We start from the raw sequence: 17,290 nt of genomic DNA, 5'->3' as shown, positions 1-17,290 counted from the left end.
GAGCATGAAATTGGCAAAATGGGCAGTATGGTTTCCGATGCTTCCTGGACTCTTAGGCTACGGATTGTTTTTCCTGTTTCCTGTCATATTGGTCTTTTCAGAGGCGCTCAGTGCGCCTCTTGAAACCTTTAACCGAATGATATCGGACAGCTACCTACTCTCGAGCATCGGTGGAAGCTTGGTACTTGCTGGCAGTGCGTCATTGATGTCACTCATAGTTGCTCTGTTTATCGCCTATTTTCTCAGTCAAACTTCATCGCGGATGAGGCAGTGGCTCAGTATCGCAATTGCACTGCCCCTCGTGTTCAGTGGTTTGATTGTTGCTTACGGCTTTATTCTTACTTTTGGTCGCGCGGGATTTGTCACCCAACTGTTGGGACAGATTGGCATTCCCGAGGGACAATTTGGTAATGTGATTTTTACGCCAGTGGGCCTTGCGATGGCATATTGCTACTACTTGATCCCACGAGCCGTGTTTATTTTGCTCCCAGTGATGCTTAGTTTTGACTGGCAACAGATGAAGGTTTCCGAAAGCTTCGGAGCAAACCGCTGGCAGAGTTATCGTTACGTGTTCTTACCACAGCTTTATCCAGCAATGATCACTTCACTGTGTGTAATGGTCTCCGTCGCGTTAGGCGCCTATGGAACAGCATTGGCGTTATCGGGAACTCAGCTCAATATTTTACCTCTGGCTATCTACAGCAAAATCTCCGATGGCGGCACCGATTTTCCAGTTGTTGGTATGCTATCCCTATTATTGGTCGGCCTGTGCGTATTATTCACGTTGCTTGCCGATAAACTCAAGCAACGCCTTGAAGCCATTTAATGAAAAATAATGAAAGATGCCTGCCTTTCTTAAGGGGACAGGCATTTTAATTCCCTATCTTAAGAGGTCATAATTTTTAGAAAGACAGGCACCACAATTTTTGAATTCACTCGCATTCACCTCTATCACCGCTACTCATGCAGTGATTTTTACTGCAATCTGCAAATTCTTATCTCATCGGGCCTTGCATCATGACCACAGCCAGAAGCCAACAAATTGACCTTGCTGTCACCCCTTATTATCACTGCGTTTCACGCTGTGTTAGGCGCTCATACCTGTGTGGATTTGACGAAAAAACTCAACAATCTTATGAACATCGACGCCTGTGGCTCGAGCAGAGAATTCATCGTTTAGCACAAATGTACTGCATTGATATCTGCGCCTATGCAGTCATGAGTAATCACTACCATCTGGTAGTGCATGTGAATAAACAAAAGGCATTAGCGCTGTCGGAGCAAGAGGTAATGGAAAGATGGTCGATGGAACACCAACTCGACCCGCTACTCGCTCGTTATCAACAAGGCGGGATGACAGATAACACTAGCGTGCAGGTTTGTCAGGAAATCATCGAAACCTGGCGAGAAAGGCTTTACTCACTCAGTTGGATGATGCGAGAACTCAATATGTCGATCGCCATGATGGCCAACAAAGAAGATGATTGCACAGGACACTTTTGGGAGGGTCGTTATAAATCCCAGGCGTTGTTAGACAAAAATGCACTCCTTGCCGCTATGACGTATGTCGACCTCAACCCCGTTCGCGCAAAAGCGGCGGCAACACCTGAAGAGTCAGAACATACCTCGATAAAACTGCGAATCGAAGCGGTGAAAAATGCCCAGACAACACCTGATTCGCTACTCCCTTTTATAGGGAATGAAAGAGTATCGGCCCCTATGGGTATCCCCTTTCATTTGGACGATTATTTGCAATGGGTGGATTGGATCGGCAGACGAGTACGCAGCGATAAATTGGGTCATATCGATGCAGACTTACCTAATATTTTGCAACGATTAGACGATAGCCCCCCTCAGTTTCCGGACATCTGTAATTAATTAGAGCAACGTGGCTGTTTATGGGTTGGAAGCCAAGATAAATTGCATCAAGCTAAAATGCAGCTAAACCGGCAGCGCATTCAAGGGATTGCTGTCTAACCACATGCTTTGACCTAAGAAACTCACAAAACCAAATTCTGCGGACTGCCCTTGGCGTATTGCACCACATTTTCAAAGGCTTTGCCGAAATAGAGTTCATAACTGTTCTGCTCTACATACCCTAAGTGCGGTGACGCAAGAACATTTTCTAGTGTCAACAACGGCTCGTTAGCAGTGGTCGCTGGCTCATTAGCATAAACATCAATAGCAGCTTGTTTTGAGGGATGTTTTAGCAACGTTTGGTATAAAGCCCCCTCTTCTACAAGCTCTGCGCGGCTAGTATTCACAAACAGCGAATCAGCTTTCATCAATTCAAGATCAACACTCGTCACACACGCTTTTGTGACTTCATTTAAACGAAGATGCAAAGAAACAATATCTGCTTGAGTAAAAAACGTTTGTTTGGATTCAGCAGCATCAAAACCGTCTTGAACTGCCTTTTCTCTTGATGATCCACTGCCCCACACCAAGACATTCATACCAAAGGCTTGAGCGAATTTCGCGATGCGCTGCCCGATTTTCCCATATCCCCAAATACCCAAAGTTCGGCCATTAAGCGTGCGTCCCAGCCCTAGCGAACCTGAACTTTGCCAGTGCCCTTGCTGTAATTGATTCACGTACGCAGGAATATGGCGCGACGCAGCCATAATCAAAGCCCAACAAAGCTCTGCAGGCGCCACGGGAGAGCCAACGCCCTCCGCGACATCAACACCATATTGAGCACATAAGTTAGGGTCAATATGTTGGCTCACCTTCCCTGTTTGGCTAATCAATTTTAAACATGGGAGACGTTCTAACAAAGTCGACGTAATACATGTTCTCTCACGGATGAGGACCAAAACTTCGACGCCTTGTAAGCGTTCAACAAGCTCATCCTCGCTATAGGTTTGATTCAACACCTGAACGTCATGGTCCGCTAAGAGCGAAAAACAATCAAGGTGACGTACGGCATCTTGATAATCATCCAATATGGCAATTTTCATAGAAATTAAACTCCTAGCAAAAGACTTAACGTGCCTGTCCTTCTAAATATTTAAAAGTGTCTGTCCTTGTAAAAAGGTTTCACCGCCTTGACCACAACCGTACCTGCGATAAGGTCATGCCAGCCTTGTTTACGGCTGCTAAAAGCTATCCAGAGAAAGCCAAGACACAATGGAAAAGCGCTAATGTAATAACCAATATAACGAATAACCGAGCGACCAATACCAATCGGCTCACCCGTCATGGCGTTGACAATCTTCAACTTCAAGATCATTTTCCCCGGAGTTGCTGAGCGATAAACCCAGAAAATCATGGTGGCTATAAATGGGAAAATCCAACTAATACCGATACTTGAACTTGCTTGCATCTGCATGCCATTTTCCCAATTGAAATAGCTATAGGCAGAATCGGCAAACGGAAGAGCCACCAGCAACATCAACACAGTATCAATGATTGATGCCGCTAAACGAATCCAAAAACCTGCGTAAACCAGCATTTTGTCTTCCACGTAATATCCTTCTATTTGTTGCTTTGATACTGAGCATTCTGTTGTCTAGCGTTCTCACTTGTCAACAAAAGGGAACCGACCTTACTGTACCAATTTAGAGTGCCTGTCCTGCTAAGATTTTACGATAGCAAATGCCTCACACGGTGTACCTTGGTGATAAATCATCTGCCATCCTAAACCAGTAAAAATCCACGTCGAAGAACGTTTGGCAAATGCACTCGCCTTTCCTGCATCATCAATCCAGGCTGATTTATAGAGCAACAGTTGCACAGAAGGTTGCAAAGTAATGCACTCAAAGTCTTGAGCATGAAGATGCCCTTGGGCGGGCTGCTCTATCTCCATAAGTTGAACTGTCGTAGTAAAGTCGTAGGTGCTCCCTGAGCGCCCAACTTCTTTAAATTGAGGATGCAGCAACCGCTTCACTTCCATACTATTGTGACGAATTTCATACTGATGAAGAGCGGTTTCCTGTTCAATTAATATCTTCATAGCATCTTCCTTCTCGCCCTGTTTTTAATAGAAATGGTGCGCCTCTCTTAAGGTGCCTGTCCTTATAAGAAATGGCACTGATTACTTACTATCAGTCACATGACTTTTCGCCAAACCATAAATCGCATGGTCAACAATGCGGCCATTGAGATTTTCAGCACGAGTAATGATGCCTTCTAACGTAAACCCTAACCGTTCACACAAACTGCGGCTGGCCTTGTTCCCTTCAGCGGCTGCAATCTCCACTTTTTCCATATGATACTCTTCGAAAGCCACTTCAATTAACTTACGGACGACTCGAGTCATAATGCCACGGCCTTGATAGTCTTCACGTAACCAATAGCCGATTTCCACTTTCTTCAAATTATGATCGATGGAGTTAAAAGAGACCGTGCCGACAATCTGGCCTGAGAAAATCACTGAACAGGTTAACGATTTGCCTGCCGCATAGTTTTGCAGTGATGTTTGGATAAAGCTGAGAAAAAAGCCTTCGCCATCAGCGTGTTCGGGCCATGCAAGCCATTGACTAAGATAGGTTCGCTGCTGGGCAACAATGTCATAATAGGTTTTAGCAAATGAGGGCTGAATCAGAGCCAAACGTAATTCTTGGTCGATATCGAGTGTAAACATAGGTTCTCCTTTACCACTATGTAGACGATGATGAGTTAAGGTGCCTGTCCTTCTAAGAAAGTAAGACACAGCGGCGAAATTAAAGTGCCTGTCCCTCTAAGGAAGAGGAAGGACATATTCTAGTAAGGGCAACTGGCGGTTTTGTGGTTTACTAAACACCTCACCGATGCGCTTGGCACCTAAATGAAGATAAAAACCGGCTGCGTCGGGGTCAGATACAATCGTAAAACGGGCTATGTCTAGTGCTTGGCATTGATGAAGAATTTCGTTGAACACTTCGCGGCCAAGCCCTTTGCCTGCATAGTCTGGCAACAGCCATAGGTGGTCGAGATAGTTTGTCTCACCTTGCAACAAAGCAAAGAACCCAGCGATGTTATCCCCCACCACAACCAATTTGACCGTATTCACCACAATGTACGATGGCTCGATGCGTAAATCTTTACGCCAAATATCCAGCTGTTGCCGAGAATAGCCCCAATACCCTTTGGATTCGATGGCGATATCACTAAGCAACTCGCCGTGCTCTGGTTGCGCATCTTTAAAAGTAATCTGTTCCATTACAACCTCTTGGGGTTATTTGAAAAGGTTTTAAGATTTGGGTTTTTCACCTAAATACTGGCTAAAGCGCAGCAGATAACCGTCGGGGTCTTGCACGAGAAATTCGCGCTGACCAGATAGCATATCGCCAACGTCATACCAGCTCTCTTTCATCTCGCAATACAGCGCAATTTGAGCCGATACCAAACGGCCATGTACAGCTGCAATATCGGCTAACTCTATTTGGAAATTGATCCCACGACCTAACGGAAACTCTAGCGCCCCAGTGTTCCAACCCGATTCGTGAATCTGTTCCAGCATCAGTTGGACATTTTCCATATCTAGGTAGGCAAAATCTGGATTTGAACGTTGGTTACGAATCGAGAAGCCCAAAATCTCACAATAGAAATGCAGTGACTTGGAAAAATCGGTCACTGATAACTCAGGAACCATTGGGTTCCAATACTCTTCCATAAGTTCCTAACCTATTATTTAAAAACAATAAAAAAGCAGAATACGTTGTCAGAGCGAAAATAAACAGTGCAAATCGTTATCTTTCAATGTGAAAGCGTTTTGCCTAGGAAAAATGAAGAAGAGACAATGTGCATGAAGCGTCACTTATCATCATTTGACTCAGCTAAGTGATTCATTGGTGCCCAAGCTAATACCGTAGGATCACTGACTTTGTGTCCCCACAGCCAGCCATTAAGGAAAGAGTGAGCGACTAACCTCTCCCCCAAGACTAAGTTATGCTCTTTAGCGTGATAATCTTCGGTGACCACCGCTTCTTTCGCGTCTTTGGTAAGAATTTGCTTGGGTACCCAGCCCTCTTTGCCTTCGCCGCGACAAAATACCCAATTAGCCCAATCGCCTTGTGGGTTCGACTCTTCAACCCACGCTAATCGCTCACCTCTTTCAACCCGAATGGGTGATTCAGGCGCATCGTTATAAGGTTTTATTACGATAAAGTGAGTCACGCGCTCTCCTCCTGGCGTTTAATAGACAAGATGTATTACTTAGTCACATCAATCATACGGACAAACGTAAACGCATCGTTTTCAAAGCGGTATTCAAAAATCGCGCAGTTAGGAATGCCATTTTTAAGCACTTCTTCATGGTTTTCATGCCAATGCATCAAAAACTGTTTGCATGAACCGGCGTGAGATACCGCTAGAACTGTGTTGTGATCTGGCTTTTGCATGATCTCAGTACACGTTGCTACCACACGTTCACGCACTTTGGCTTTCGCTTCTCCGCCAAATTGCACGTAGTAGGTTTCGCGCATATCGACATTTGGGTGCAAATCTTCACTTTCTGATTCGTAGGTACCGAAATTGATCTCTTTAAGTCCTTTTAAGCGCTGATAAGGCATTTGTTGATGCGTCACGATTTCAGCGGTATCACAAGCGCGTTCAGAAGAAGAGCTGTACAGGTGATCCAATTCGATATTGTCGAAAAAACGCGACGCCATCTTAGCTTGTTCAATACCGGTTTCAGTTAGAGGGGAATCGCACCAGCCTTGGATTTTACGTCGTACGTTAAAAAGAGTTTGCCCGTGGCGCATTAAGTAAAACGTCGTTGCCATCAATCTTATTCCTTAAACTTTAAATTCTTGTATGTGTGTTTCTTTTAGTCACTGAGTTAACTTTTAATCACTGCATTAAGAATGCAGGGTTGGGCGTGACAAGGTGAGCAAAACCGTGTGCTTTCAACAGTTGCTCCATGATCTCTATCACTTTGCGACTAGTCGCATGACAAAGCAGCGGAGATTGAGTTTCCCGTAGCAGGATAAGCGTTGAAAGATGATCAATTTCGTGTTCAAAGCCACCGCCCAGTACCTCGGGTTCTAGTCGGTACGTTTGGCCTTGGTATTCAATGTCGATGCGTTTAGGGTTCCACCATTTTTCTGCAATGGTGATTAAAAGTTCAGGCCCTTTGATCACCGCATAGCGCGGCAAATCTTCAGTAATTGAACCGCCAATCCGACCTTGAATTGCCCCATCAAAAAGACACTCCACTGTCTGATCAACAGCTAGGTCTGGATAGGTTTGGGTGATCGTTGTACGCGGAAAAGGAACAGTGTGGCCGAGCACTCGGCATAAATCGGCAAACAGCCACAAACCATACACGCCAACATCCAGCGTTGCACCGCCGGATAACGTCGCATCAAAGATACGCAGTTGCGGATCGTAGGAATGAGCCCCACCAAACGCCGCTTCAATCGAGGTTACCTCAGGTTGACGCTCTATCAAAAACTGGCATAGCTGCTGATAAGCAGGAAATGCCACTGATTTCATCGCCTCAGCCAAAATCACGCCATTGTTAACGGCCAATTCAGCCATCGCATCCCATTGTTCAACACAGATGAATGCTGGCTTCTCAACCAGAACATGTTTCCCGTGGCGCAAAAAAAGTTCCACCAGCGGCACATGGGCGGGATGTATGGTAGCGACATAAACAGCATCAATCTCTGCATCGCTAGCCAACGCTTCATAAGAGCCATAAGCCACTTCACACCCATATTGGTCAGCAAAATCCTCGGCGCGCTGCTGTTGTCTCGCCGCCACAGCACCCAACACACCATATTGACTACTATTGACTAAATCGGTGGCAAAGCGGTGCGCAATTGCGCCTAATCCAGCTATGCCCCAACGTATTTTCTGCGTGGTCATCTCATCTCTCTCGTCACGTTATTGCTGCTTTAAAAGCGAATTATTTTAAGTTCTTTTCCATCGCTAAATGAGGGATGCCTGCTTCGACAAATTCGTCACCAAAAGAGACAAAGCCCAATTTACGATAGAAGTCGACCGCATGGACCTGAGCTCCAAGATAGACGCGAGCATAGCCTTGTAGCTCAGCTTCTTTGATTAATGAACGCACTACCTGCGCGCCAACACCTTGGCCGCGATACGCTGCCAAAACAGCAATGCGACCAATGTGCCCATCATTGAGCAAACGACCCGTCGCAACAGGTTGACCATCGATCGTAATCAAGGCATGAAGTGCATCGGCATCACAGCCATCAAATTCAAGTGTTGGATCGATTCCTTGCTCCTGAATAAAGACTTCATCACGTATGGCGCGAATCTGTGGCGCATACTCCTCGCTATAGCTAACGTTGGTTATGAACAGCATCACTATCCTTTTGACTCGATTACTAAATTGTTTTGAAGGACAGCATACCCAAATGTGCAATCCGTGGGTAGTCAGATAAATGAATCAGGGCAATTCATAGGATATTTAAGCGAGTCCGATTTCGTATTTTAAAGGCTAAGGCAAACTAACACGACCAAAAAGTGGTCGCTGTAAAAAACAGCGACACACTATTCGATCAGTAGATTTACCAACAGTAGATAGACCAGAAGCAGATAGACCAGCTTAGCCGCGCATTTAAGACTTGAAACATCTAAGACTCGAAGAAGCGCACTTGAACATCTTTTGGCTTCGCGTAGTAAGGATATGAGGTCACGATAAGATCTGCGCCAGCTGACGTAAATTCGGTGATGTTCTCCGGAGTCACTCCACCAGCAATGCCCAGTTTGGTCGATAGTTGATGCTTGACCAGATAAGCTTTGCATTTAGCAATATCGGCGGGAGAAAACTTATCAAGTTGCAACACGGCAGCACCAGCTTGCGCCCAGTTGAGCGCATCTTCCACACAATGTACTTCTATGATGGCTTTATGCTCTGGTGATCGTTGCTCGAGAAAAGCGATCATCTCTTGCGGATCTAACGGGTTAAACTGACGATGTTCAGCAAACACCAAAATGCTTTCAGAAGTTCCCAAGCGATGCATGATGGCGCCGCCACTTCGCACCGCCTTAACCGAAAGCACTTTGGTATAAGGAACTTGCTTGCGCGTGCACGCGACAGGAATCCCTTGAGCACCATCGACCATCCTTTTTGCAGCCGAAGCAACACCACTCATCCACTCCATCAGCACTTGAGCCGATTTCCATACCGTAAATAAAGCATGGGCAGAACCATGCGCCGTTAGGATAGGTTGATGCGCCGCAATGGTTGCGCCAGACTGTTGATGCACAGTGACCGTTGCCCCTTTTATTTCGAACATACGAGCAACCTCTTCTACACCACTCACTGTCATTTCATACCTTGCACCAAGCTCTATGCGTAGCGGTTGGTTACCATTAATCAGCAAATCCGTCGTTAAGTCGCCAAACGGTACGTCGTCTGCCATCAGTTGGGCTAGTGCTTCGTCACTTAATACTCTCTCCATGAAATCCTCAATCCATTCATATTAATAGCATATGCCATAATGAACTCGTTTAGCTTCACTTGCAAATAACAAAACGACGCTAGCGGTTAGATTTCAGCGGGGTGGGCTTGAGTCGCATTAACCAGCAATTTATAGATTAACTCTGTTGTCTCTGCGGGCTGATTGATCTTGCGACAGTTCTCAATCACTGGGCCGCAAATCTCATTAACTTCTAGGGTTCTGCCCCGTTCCATATCCACCTGCATTGAGGTTTTTATGTCGTGAAAGTTGCAGATGAGATCAAACATCTCTTCAACATCCTCTTTAGTTAGCGACACACCTGCAGCATTCGCCGCGCGCGCAGTCTCTTCCATCATGGTATGAACCGTGCGGCGTAAAATGGGATCGGTAGTAATCGCGCCAGTTTTGAGATCGGTCAGGGCGGTGAGTGGATTTACGCCATTATTGATCACCAATTTGCGCCACAGCGCGTATCGCACATCGGTATAGAGTCGGTTAGGAATTCCTGCATCGGAAAAGACTTCTGCTAAGGTTTGACACAAGGTCGCCATTTGAGGGTTATCTTGCGCGGTAGGCCAAGCGCCAAAATCAATTTGCCCAGCCCCTTGGGCACTAATGTGTCCAGGGCTAACAATATGCCCACTCACATAAATACCTAATCCCCCAATGGTACGCTCCACACCTAACTGCTGCTCAATCAACGCTTCATTGGTCACCCCATTTTGAATCGATAAAATGGGTGTAGTTGCCCCTTGTAACCATGTTTTCATTTCAGCCAGCATAGCTTGAGTTGCACCGCCTTTCGCTCCGAGGATCAAAAGATCAAAACTGCTACAGGAGTGCTGTTTCATCAACCCAGCCACATCGGTCGCATCAACAGAGCCATGAAATTGCGTATCGGGGTGGTCAACGAGCAAGCCATTTTGCTGCAATGCTTGAAGATGCTCTCCTCGAGCGACTAATACACATTGATGTCCGGCCTGAATGAGGCGCGCTGCGTATAAACAACCGATACCACCAGCACCAAGCATGGCAAATTTCATGGTCTACTCCTTTACTTAAATAGAATCCTTACATTGAGTCTGTGAAGCAAGCCAACAGCCATGTCTCCATTAACAATGCCTTTGCTAACTGCAATGCCTTTCCTAACGCCAAACGATTTTCTGGATAAGCAAAGGGTTTAGCGTTACGAAAATCGCAGAGACAAGGTATGATGTTCGCATACAGACTAGTGATACAGCCAACATAAACGCATGCGGTTGGCATCGCAAGTGATATCCCGTTTGCCACTCTTTGCTCATCATCAAATTTGGCCAGTATCACTTTTCACTTATTCACATGAGTCTTAGTATCAACAGTAGAATTCGAACGTAGATGTCTACGTGTTACTCAAAGTCATCTACTTAAATAATATTATCTTAGTTAAAAATGAGACTGGTCTTTTCATGACGACAAACGACGGCTTACCCATGCCACAACGCATCGGAGCGGTGCTTACCATTGCATTGGGTATCACTATGGCAGTGCTTGACGGCTCGATTGCCAACGTGGCCTTGCCCACCATCGCTAACGAATTAAACACCACCGCCGGCGCCTCCATTTGGATCGTCAATGGTTATCAATTGGTCATCACCATGACCTTGCTCTCGTTATCTTCACTAGGTGATATTGTCGGCTATCGTCGCATTTACAAAATTGGCTTGGTGCTGTTTTCTGCGATGTCGTTATTATGCGCCCTGTCAGATTCGCTATTGACCTTAACTTTAGCGCGCGTAATGCAAGGCTTTGGCGCAGCAGCGTTAATGAGTGTCAATACCGCGCTTATTCGACTGATTTATCCCAAAAGTAAGTTGGGACGAGGGATGGGGATCAACGCCTTAGTGGTCGCCATTTCCGCTGCCGCAGGGCCAACCGTCGCAGCGGGTATTCTCTCTTTTGCCTCATGGCAATGGCTGTTTGCGATTAACGTTCCGGTTGGGATCATCGCCTTAGTACTGGCGCTTAAATACTTACCAGCCAATGATTCTCTAGGCGGTCGTAAATTTGATGCAGTAAGTGGCGTGCTTAACGCACTGACCTTTGGTTTGTTTTTCATCGCGTTTACCAGTTTCTCCCATCAACAAGATCTTTTGTATGTCGGGTTTGAGCTGCTGGCGACGTTGATCGTCGGCTTTATTTTTGTTCGTCGTCAACTTAGTAATCCATTCCCATTATTGCCCGTCGATCTACTACGCATTCCAATTTTCTCGTTGTCGATTTGTACGTCTATTTGCTCCTTCTGCGCCCAGATGCTGGCAATGGTTTCCATCCCCTTCTATTTCCAACGCACTTTAGGGCTAAGCGAAACAGAAACAGGTTTACTGTTGACCCCGTGGCCACTGGCAACGATGGTATTAGCGCCGATTGCCGGACGCTTGATTGAAAAAGTCCATGCGGGAATTTTAGGCGCTATTGGCCTTGCGGTGTTCGCTGCCGGGCTCTTCTCACTGGCAATGTTACCAACTTCACCCGATTACCTTGATGTGGCATTGCGCATGGCACTGTGCGGTGCAGGCTTTGGTCTATTTCAGTCCCCAAATAATCACACCATTATCAGCGCTGCGCCGCGTAATCGCAGCGGCGGTGCCAGTGGCATGTTAGGTACGGCGCGATTGATAGGTCAAACCTCGGGCACAGCGCTGGTTGCCCTGCTGTTTAACCTTTTTGCTGACCATGGTACTCACATTTCGCTGATTACCGCAGGCTCATTTGCCTTGGTGGCCGCGGTAGTCAGTGGCCTGCGTTATAAAGCGCATTAATCTAGATATCTTCGGCTCACATAATAAAAAGGCCAAGACTGCAAAGGCAATCTTGGCCGATTCATCAATAATCGATAATTAAGTCGTGCTCTCAACCTATTGCAATTTCAACGCGTTCTGCGCAGGCTCATAGCCAACTTTAGCCGCTGCTTGCAATAGGCTTTTCGCTTGAGCTTTATCTAATTCGCCACCCAAACCTTTATCGAGCATATCCGCCAAAGCAACCATGGCTGGTGCAGCCACTAAATCACCTCGTGCTGCTGATTCATTGAACCAATAGCGTGCTAAACGCAAATCCTGCTTCACCCCTAGCCCTTTTAAATACATTCCACCAAGATAATATTGCCCGGTAATATCGCCTCGATTGGCCGCCAGTTGATAAAACTCGGCTGCCTTTTTCTGATCTGCTGGCACAGCGATACCCTGTTGATAGAACCAACCAAGATAACGTGGTGCTTTCATATCACCTTGCTGAGTGGCCTCACTAAACAATGCCAACGCTTTTGCCTCATTTTTATCCGTGCCTAATCCTTGCCAATAGAGCTGACCCAACAACGACTTGGCATGTGCATTCCCTTGTTCACTAGCAAGACTTAACCAATGAAATGCCTCTTGATTGTTTTGCTCTGCTCCGTGACCTCGGAAATAGTTTTCACCTAAGCGTGATTGAGCTTGTTGGTCACCACTTTTGGCCGCCGCAACAAGTTGAGAAAATGGCAAGTCTGGGCCATGTTGGTGGGTCATTTTTTGTTGATATAACCAATCAATAACCGGCTGATAGGTATAAGCAATTCGCCAGGTATTCAGGTGATTACTGCCACTATCTTCCGTCTGATTCACTGGAACAACGCTGCCCTTTTTAAGCGCCACATAATGAATATCGGCATCGGTCGCGAGCATTGCTTTAGCATTAGCGGCGATCTCTTGCGCGGAGGCCGTTCCACTCCAGACAGCACTGGTCAGGGTTGATCCTTGCTGCTGTAAGGTCTGTGTGATGGCATTCATGCCCGGATACGCTTTGGTATCTCCTTGAGACACGACAATCCAAAGGGGTTTATGCACCAGTGGGGTGACTTGAGTTGGGTTCCACTGACCAGCAACCAAGTAGGATGCTGCGAAGAGTTCGGGGTATTCGATATTCATCGCAATCGACAGCATACAACCACCCGATTGCCCGGTGGCGTAGACACGATTGCGATCAATCGAATACTCTCTTTCTAACGATTTGATCAAGCGTGCACTGATGTCCATCGCATCCGAATGTTGGTTAGTATCATCAACTATTTGTGTATCAAATTGCGGAGCTAACACAAAGCTCGCGTGACGTGCTTGATTAGCAGGCTCACTCCAAACTGTCGCCCCTAAACCTTGCCATAATGTCACGCGAGGATCTGAGCTGGTTGCCCCCGCATCATGACCAAAAAACACCATAGGATAGGTACGCGTTGCACCGTAATCCTTGGGGATATAAAGATTGTATGTGAGGCTTTTTCCAGTGACAGGATCATGGAACACTCTGGTGACAAAGCGTTTTGCGCTTATCTGCTCAACGTGACTCGCTCGATAAGTGAGATGATCAGGTTTGACTAACGCTCCAGAATTCTCTTTAATCGCTTGTTGCTGAGTCAAGGTGACTTGGAATTGCCCAATCGCAGGCGCTTTAAATTGCATTGGGTGATGACCACCTGCACTGTCATCCGGCTTTTGCATCGGCCGCTCTCCCGATGGTCGATTTCCTTTTAGTACCTGAGTCGATAACTGAGGATTGGTACTGTAAATCAGCGCGTTACGTGCTGAACTGTCCACATCCAAGACCACATAAGCACCATTTGTTGCTGGGTGCTCTCCTAGGTTATCTGAGCTGGTGTAACTGCGAGTAATAGTTTGCCCTGCAATCTCAAACGAACCGTTCGCAAGCGAAGAGCCATTAATCATACTGTCGTAATGAATCACGACTTTAGTGAGACGCGTACCATCACCAAAAGAATCTCCAACTAGGTTAATAGATTGAATATTGGCCGCGATGGCAGATTGGGCTCCTGTCAGAAAAACCCCCATCAGGATAGCTTTGGTCAGTGTGTGTAATTTCATTTTTGTTCTCTTTTTCATCCATCTCCCTTCGTCAACAAAGCTAGTTGAGTATGGGGAGAATCACCACATCGTTTTAATAGGGAAAGCTTTGTCGTCTAGAAAAATAGGATAAAGAGAAGTTCACACAACCGACATTATCAATTGTTATCACTCTGATAATTGGGAGTTATAAATAAAAGTGGCGAAGAGCAAAAAGAGACTCTTTTACAAAGTGGAGCGGCGGTTACGACGGCAACGATCTGAGCAATAACGCACACTTTCCCAGCAGGTTTGCCATTTTTTACGCCAAACAAATGGCCGACCGCAAACCACACAAATTTTGCTGGGTAAATCGGCTTTCTTTGACATTTTGCTCATGATTGGTTCCTTGTCGCCGCTTCGCACCTCTTTAAGCTTAATGAGCCAATTTAAGAACGGCCACTCCGGCGACAATAAACATCACCCCAATGTAGCGAAACATCGAGGTCGGATCGCCATAACACAAAACACCAACAAGAAATGTTCCTGCTGCGCCAATACCCGTCCAAACCGCATAAGCAGTCCCCATCGGAATGGTGCGTTGCGCCAAAAACAGCAGTGAACCACTGATGACCATAAAGGCAACAGCCATAATAATTCCCATCCATTTCGTCGAATCGGATTGCGCTAGTTTTAAACCGATTGGCCAACCAATCTCCGTTAATCCTGCCAACACCAAATACCACCAACTCATAGATCCACATCCTCATTAAAAGTCAGACAGTTAGCTCACATAATCGGATATTTTTAGATTATTTATCGTGTGAGATTGCGAACTATTGTATCAATGATTATGATGAGTAAAAGTTAATAACTATCGAATATTTTCATATGTTGAGTCTAGAGCAGATCCGCATGTTGGTGTTATCCGCTGAACTGGGTTCTTTTTCTGCCTGTGCTAGAAAAATGGGTAAAGTTCAGTCGGCTGTTAGCCATGGTATTAATACCCTGGAGATCGATTTAGGGGTGGAGTTATTTGACCGCAGCGCACGTAATCCGGTGCTCACTCCTGCGGGCGAACGTTTGATGCGCAGTGCCAAGACCTTATTAGCGCAATCTGATGATCTCGAACGCATGGCCGAATCGATTCATCATGGTGAAGAGAGTTCACTGATGGTCGCTTATGATGATGGCCTTTTCACGCCCGAACTCGCGCAACTATTCAATCAATTTTCGGCGCAATTTCCCTATATTCAGTTGGACTTGCGCAGCATTGCCTCGACCGATATCAGCGATGAAATCGTGCATGGTGAGACCGATTTAGGCATTATGTTTTCCGAAGTGGAAACCATCAAGCAGGTCGATTTTTGTTATGTGGGTAGCATTGATTATATTGCGGTATGTCATCCTGATTTTCCGCTAGCCCATCTAGCGGTTAATTCGGCGTCTGACCTCACGCCATATCGACAAATTGCGGTGCGTGGTAAGAAGAAACAAGAGTCGCAGTCGCTGATTACTCTCTCACCCAAAGTCTGGTGGTGTTCAAGTTATCATGCGGTCATGGCTTTGGTAAAACAGCAGATCGGCTGGGCCTATTTGCCTGCCTTTATGGTCAAAGAGGCGATTGAGCAGCAAGAGCTACAAAATATCCAAGTGGCATTTGATCACAAACCTTGGTCTGTCCCCGTGGATTTAGTATTTAAAAAAGGCGCCAATTACGGTCCCGCTTACCAATGGTTGTTTGATGCGCTCAAGCGAACTTATGCCGCTTAACTAGCGCGATTTGGTAGTGACTCGTCACTACCTAGATTTGATAAAAAAAGCAGCAAAGGCATCACGCGCTTTGCTGCTTGGTTTTATCACTCAACTTTGCCCTATCGTTCTAAGAACGGGGCTGCTGATAATGGCTTAACCCACTTTCGGCATTACTTCTTCTGTACGGTAAGTGAGTACTTCATAACCGGTTGGTGTCACCAGAACGGTATGCTCAGATTGCGCAGATAACTTTTTATCTCGTGTAACCACAGTCCAACCATCGCGTTTGCTTTTAATCTTTGCCGTGCCCTGATTGATCATCGGTTCGATGGTAAAGGTCATCCCCTCTTTTAACAGCATACCGGTATTGGCTTTGCCGTAGTGCAGTACGTGAGGAGCTTCATGCATCTCTTGACCAATACCGTGACCACAATATTCGCGAACCACACTGTAACCATGAGTTTCAGCGTACTTTTGAATCGCGTAACCGATATCGCCTAATCGGGCGCCCGGTTTTACCTGGCGAATGCCTTCCCACATCGCTTCATAAGTCGATTTGACAAGCTTTCTCGCCAATGGGTTAGCATCGGGCATAACGTACATTTTGCTGGAATCGGCAATGTAACCGTTTTTTTCTAAAGTAATATCCAAGTTAATGATATCGGTTGGTTTGATCACTTCATCCACTTTTGGCATGCCGTGACAAACCACCTCATTGAGAGAAGTATTCAAACAGTATTGGTAATCGTACTGACCTTTACTCGCCGGACGAGATTTCAGCTCATTAACAATAAAGTCTTCCACTTTGTCGTTGATGTCCATGGTCGTGATACCCGGCTTAACAAAGTCATCAAGCATGGCAAATACCTGAGCCAGCAAACGGCCAGACTCTCTCATCAGCTCAATTTCTTCTGCTGATTTAATGGTCACTACATCACTCATCAACCACTTCCTCTGCTGAGAAATCCATCGGTAGTTCGACATTTTTCATCAACTCATTGATGATTTCGTTAAACGACATCTGCGGATTTTTCTCCGCTAACATACCGATTTTCATCCAAAATTCCGCTTGAGAATTGATTGAACGAAGCATCACTGCACTGGCCTTGCGAATCTCCTCGTGCAGTTGATCAGAAATTTTTACAATACCCATAATATACGCTTTATATACACAACATATACGGAGTGTATTCTTTTGATAACCGATGTCAACCAGTACGGATACGTATCTTGTTGCCACTACAGCAATTATTCCCCCTGTTTTATACGCCGGATAACATCACATCTGAAGCACAAATAAACTTACACATTGGTATTTCCCATCTATAT

The 17,290-nt window shown here is 45.9% G+C and carries 21 protein-coding genes; 4 read left to right on the top strand and 17 right to left on the bottom strand.

Going from position 1 to position 17,290, the window contains the following annotated elements; translation table 11 throughout:
• The first annotated feature begins 4 nt into the window (after positions 1-4).
• Both OCV11_RS18460 and OCV11_RS18455 read left to right on the top strand, forming a co-directional pair.
• Positions 5-826, top strand: a complete 822-nt coding sequence (locus tag OCV11_RS18460; protein WP_261897494.1) for an ABC transporter permease — start codon at positions 5-7, stop codon at positions 824-826.
• Between the two features lie 191 nt (positions 827-1,017).
• On the top strand, positions 1,018-1,878 hold the full coding sequence (locus OCV11_RS18455; RefSeq protein WP_261897493.1) for a transposase: 861 nt from the start codon (positions 1,018-1,020) through the stop codon (positions 1,876-1,878).
• Positions 1,879-2,000: 122 nt separating this feature from the next.
• On the opposite strand, the gene OCV11_RS18450 is transcribed toward OCV11_RS18455, so the two are convergent.
• The 12 genes from OCV11_RS18450 to OCV11_RS18395 form a co-directional block, all read right to left on the bottom strand.
• Positions 2,001-2,960, bottom strand: a complete 960-nt coding sequence (locus tag OCV11_RS18450; RefSeq protein WP_261897492.1) for a D-2-hydroxyacid dehydrogenase family protein — start codon at positions 2,958-2,960, stop codon at positions 2,001-2,003.
• Between the two features lie 50 nt (positions 2,961-3,010).
• The gene (locus tag OCV11_RS18445; RefSeq protein WP_261897491.1) at positions 3,011-3,466 is read right to left on the bottom strand and encodes an RDD family protein; all 456 of its coding nucleotides are present in this window, start codon (positions 3,464-3,466) and stop codon (positions 3,011-3,013) included.
• A gap of 111 nt (positions 3,467-3,577) precedes the next feature.
• The gene (locus OCV11_RS18440; RefSeq protein ID WP_261897490.1) at positions 3,578-3,955 is read right to left on the bottom strand and encodes a nuclear transport factor 2 family protein; all 378 of its coding nucleotides are present in this window, start codon (positions 3,953-3,955) and stop codon (positions 3,578-3,580) included.
• Positions 3,956-4,036: 81 nt separating this feature from the next.
• A complete protein-coding gene (locus OCV11_RS18435; protein WP_261897489.1) occupies positions 4,037-4,585 on the bottom strand; it encodes a GNAT family N-acetyltransferase in 549 nt (182 codons plus the stop codon).
• Positions 4,586-4,681: 96 nt separating this feature from the next.
• The gene (locus OCV11_RS18430; RefSeq protein WP_261897488.1) at positions 4,682-5,143 is read right to left on the bottom strand and encodes a GNAT family N-acetyltransferase; all 462 of its coding nucleotides are present in this window, start codon (positions 5,141-5,143) and stop codon (positions 4,682-4,684) included.
• Positions 5,144-5,173: 30 nt separating this feature from the next.
• The gene (locus OCV11_RS18425) at positions 5,174-5,596 is read right to left on the bottom strand and encodes a bleomycin resistance protein (protein WP_261897487.1); all 423 of its coding nucleotides are present in this window, start codon (positions 5,594-5,596) and stop codon (positions 5,174-5,176) included.
• Positions 5,597-5,736: 140 nt separating this feature from the next.
• Entirely contained in the window at positions 5,737-6,099 is a 363-nt protein-coding gene (locus tag OCV11_RS18420; RefSeq protein ID WP_261897486.1) for an SH3 domain-containing protein, read from the bottom strand.
• A 35-nt stretch (positions 6,100-6,134) separates the two neighbouring features.
• Positions 6,135-6,707 carry a histidine phosphatase family protein gene (locus OCV11_RS18415; RefSeq protein ID WP_261897485.1) on the bottom strand — a complete coding sequence of 191 codons (573 nt, stop codon included), beginning with the start codon at positions 6,705-6,707 and terminating at the stop codon, positions 6,135-6,137.
• 67 nt (positions 6,708-6,774) lie between these two features.
• Positions 6,775-7,794, bottom strand: coding sequence for a Gfo/Idh/MocA family protein (locus OCV11_RS18410; protein WP_261897484.1), 1,020 nt, complete (start codon positions 7,792-7,794; stop codon positions 6,775-6,777).
• Between the two features lie 40 nt (positions 7,795-7,834).
• Positions 7,835-8,257, bottom strand: a complete 423-nt coding sequence (locus OCV11_RS18405) for a GNAT family N-acetyltransferase (protein WP_261897483.1) — start codon at positions 8,255-8,257, stop codon at positions 7,835-7,837.
• 271 nt (positions 8,258-8,528) lie between these two features.
• Positions 8,529-9,359: a ModD protein gene (gene modD / locus OCV11_RS18400; protein ID WP_261897482.1), complete on the bottom strand. Its 831-nt coding sequence runs from the start codon at positions 9,357-9,359 to the stop codon at positions 8,529-8,531.
• Between the two features lie 86 nt (positions 9,360-9,445).
• Complete coding sequence (locus OCV11_RS18395; protein WP_261897481.1) at positions 9,446-10,402, bottom strand: ketopantoate reductase family protein; 957 nt, start codon at positions 10,400-10,402, stop codon at positions 9,446-9,448.
• Positions 10,403-10,804: 402 nt separating this feature from the next.
• Between OCV11_RS18395 and OCV11_RS18390 the strand changes: the two genes are divergently transcribed.
• Entirely contained in the window at positions 10,805-12,157 is a 1,353-nt protein-coding gene (locus tag OCV11_RS18390; RefSeq protein WP_261897480.1) for an MFS transporter, read from the top strand.
• A gap of 96 nt (positions 12,158-12,253) precedes the next feature.
• Here OCV11_RS18390 and OCV11_RS18385 read toward each other — a convergent pair whose 3' ends face one another.
• The 3 genes from OCV11_RS18385 to OCV11_RS18375 all read right to left on the bottom strand — a co-directional run bounded on the left by OCV11_RS18385 (position 12,254) and on the right by OCV11_RS18375 (position 14,960).
• The gene (locus OCV11_RS18385) at positions 12,254-14,248 is read right to left on the bottom strand and encodes a hypothetical protein (RefSeq protein ID WP_261897479.1); all 1,995 of its coding nucleotides are present in this window, start codon (positions 14,246-14,248) and stop codon (positions 12,254-12,256) included.
• Positions 14,249-14,452: 204 nt separating this feature from the next.
• The gene (locus OCV11_RS18380; protein ID WP_373332840.1) at positions 14,453-14,605 is read right to left on the bottom strand and encodes a DUF2256 domain-containing protein; all 153 of its coding nucleotides are present in this window, start codon (positions 14,603-14,605) and stop codon (positions 14,453-14,455) included.
• 37 nt (positions 14,606-14,642) lie between these two features.
• On the bottom strand, positions 14,643-14,960 hold the full coding sequence (locus OCV11_RS18375; protein WP_261897478.1) for a DMT family transporter: 318 nt from the start codon (positions 14,958-14,960) through the stop codon (positions 14,643-14,645).
• A 137-nt stretch (positions 14,961-15,097) separates the two neighbouring features.
• On the opposite strand from OCV11_RS18375, the gene OCV11_RS18370 reads away from it, so the two are divergent.
• Complete coding sequence (locus tag OCV11_RS18370) at positions 15,098-15,979, top strand: LysR family transcriptional regulator (protein WP_261897477.1); 882 nt, start codon at positions 15,098-15,100, stop codon at positions 15,977-15,979.
• 135 nt (positions 15,980-16,114) lie between these two features.
• On the opposite strand, the gene map is transcribed toward OCV11_RS18370, so the two are convergent.
• Together map and OCV11_RS18360 are read right to left on the bottom strand one after the other, a co-directional pair.
• A complete protein-coding gene (gene map, locus OCV11_RS18365) occupies positions 16,115-16,903 on the bottom strand; it encodes a type I methionyl aminopeptidase (protein ID WP_261897476.1) in 789 nt (262 codons plus the stop codon).
• On the bottom strand, positions 16,896-17,114 hold the full coding sequence (locus OCV11_RS18360) for a ParD-like family protein (RefSeq protein ID WP_261897475.1): 219 nt from the start codon (positions 17,112-17,114) through the stop codon (positions 16,896-16,898). The genes map and OCV11_RS18360 overlap by 8 nt, the downstream gene beginning before the upstream one ends.
• Between the last annotated feature and the right edge of the window lie 176 nt (positions 17,115-17,290).

Source organism: Vibrio porteresiae DSM 19223 (assembly GCF_024347055.1).
GTDB classification, from domain to species: domain Bacteria; phylum Pseudomonadota; class Gammaproteobacteria; order Enterobacterales; family Vibrionaceae; genus Vibrio; species Vibrio porteresiae.
This window is presented reverse-complemented; position numbering and strand designations above follow the sequence as displayed.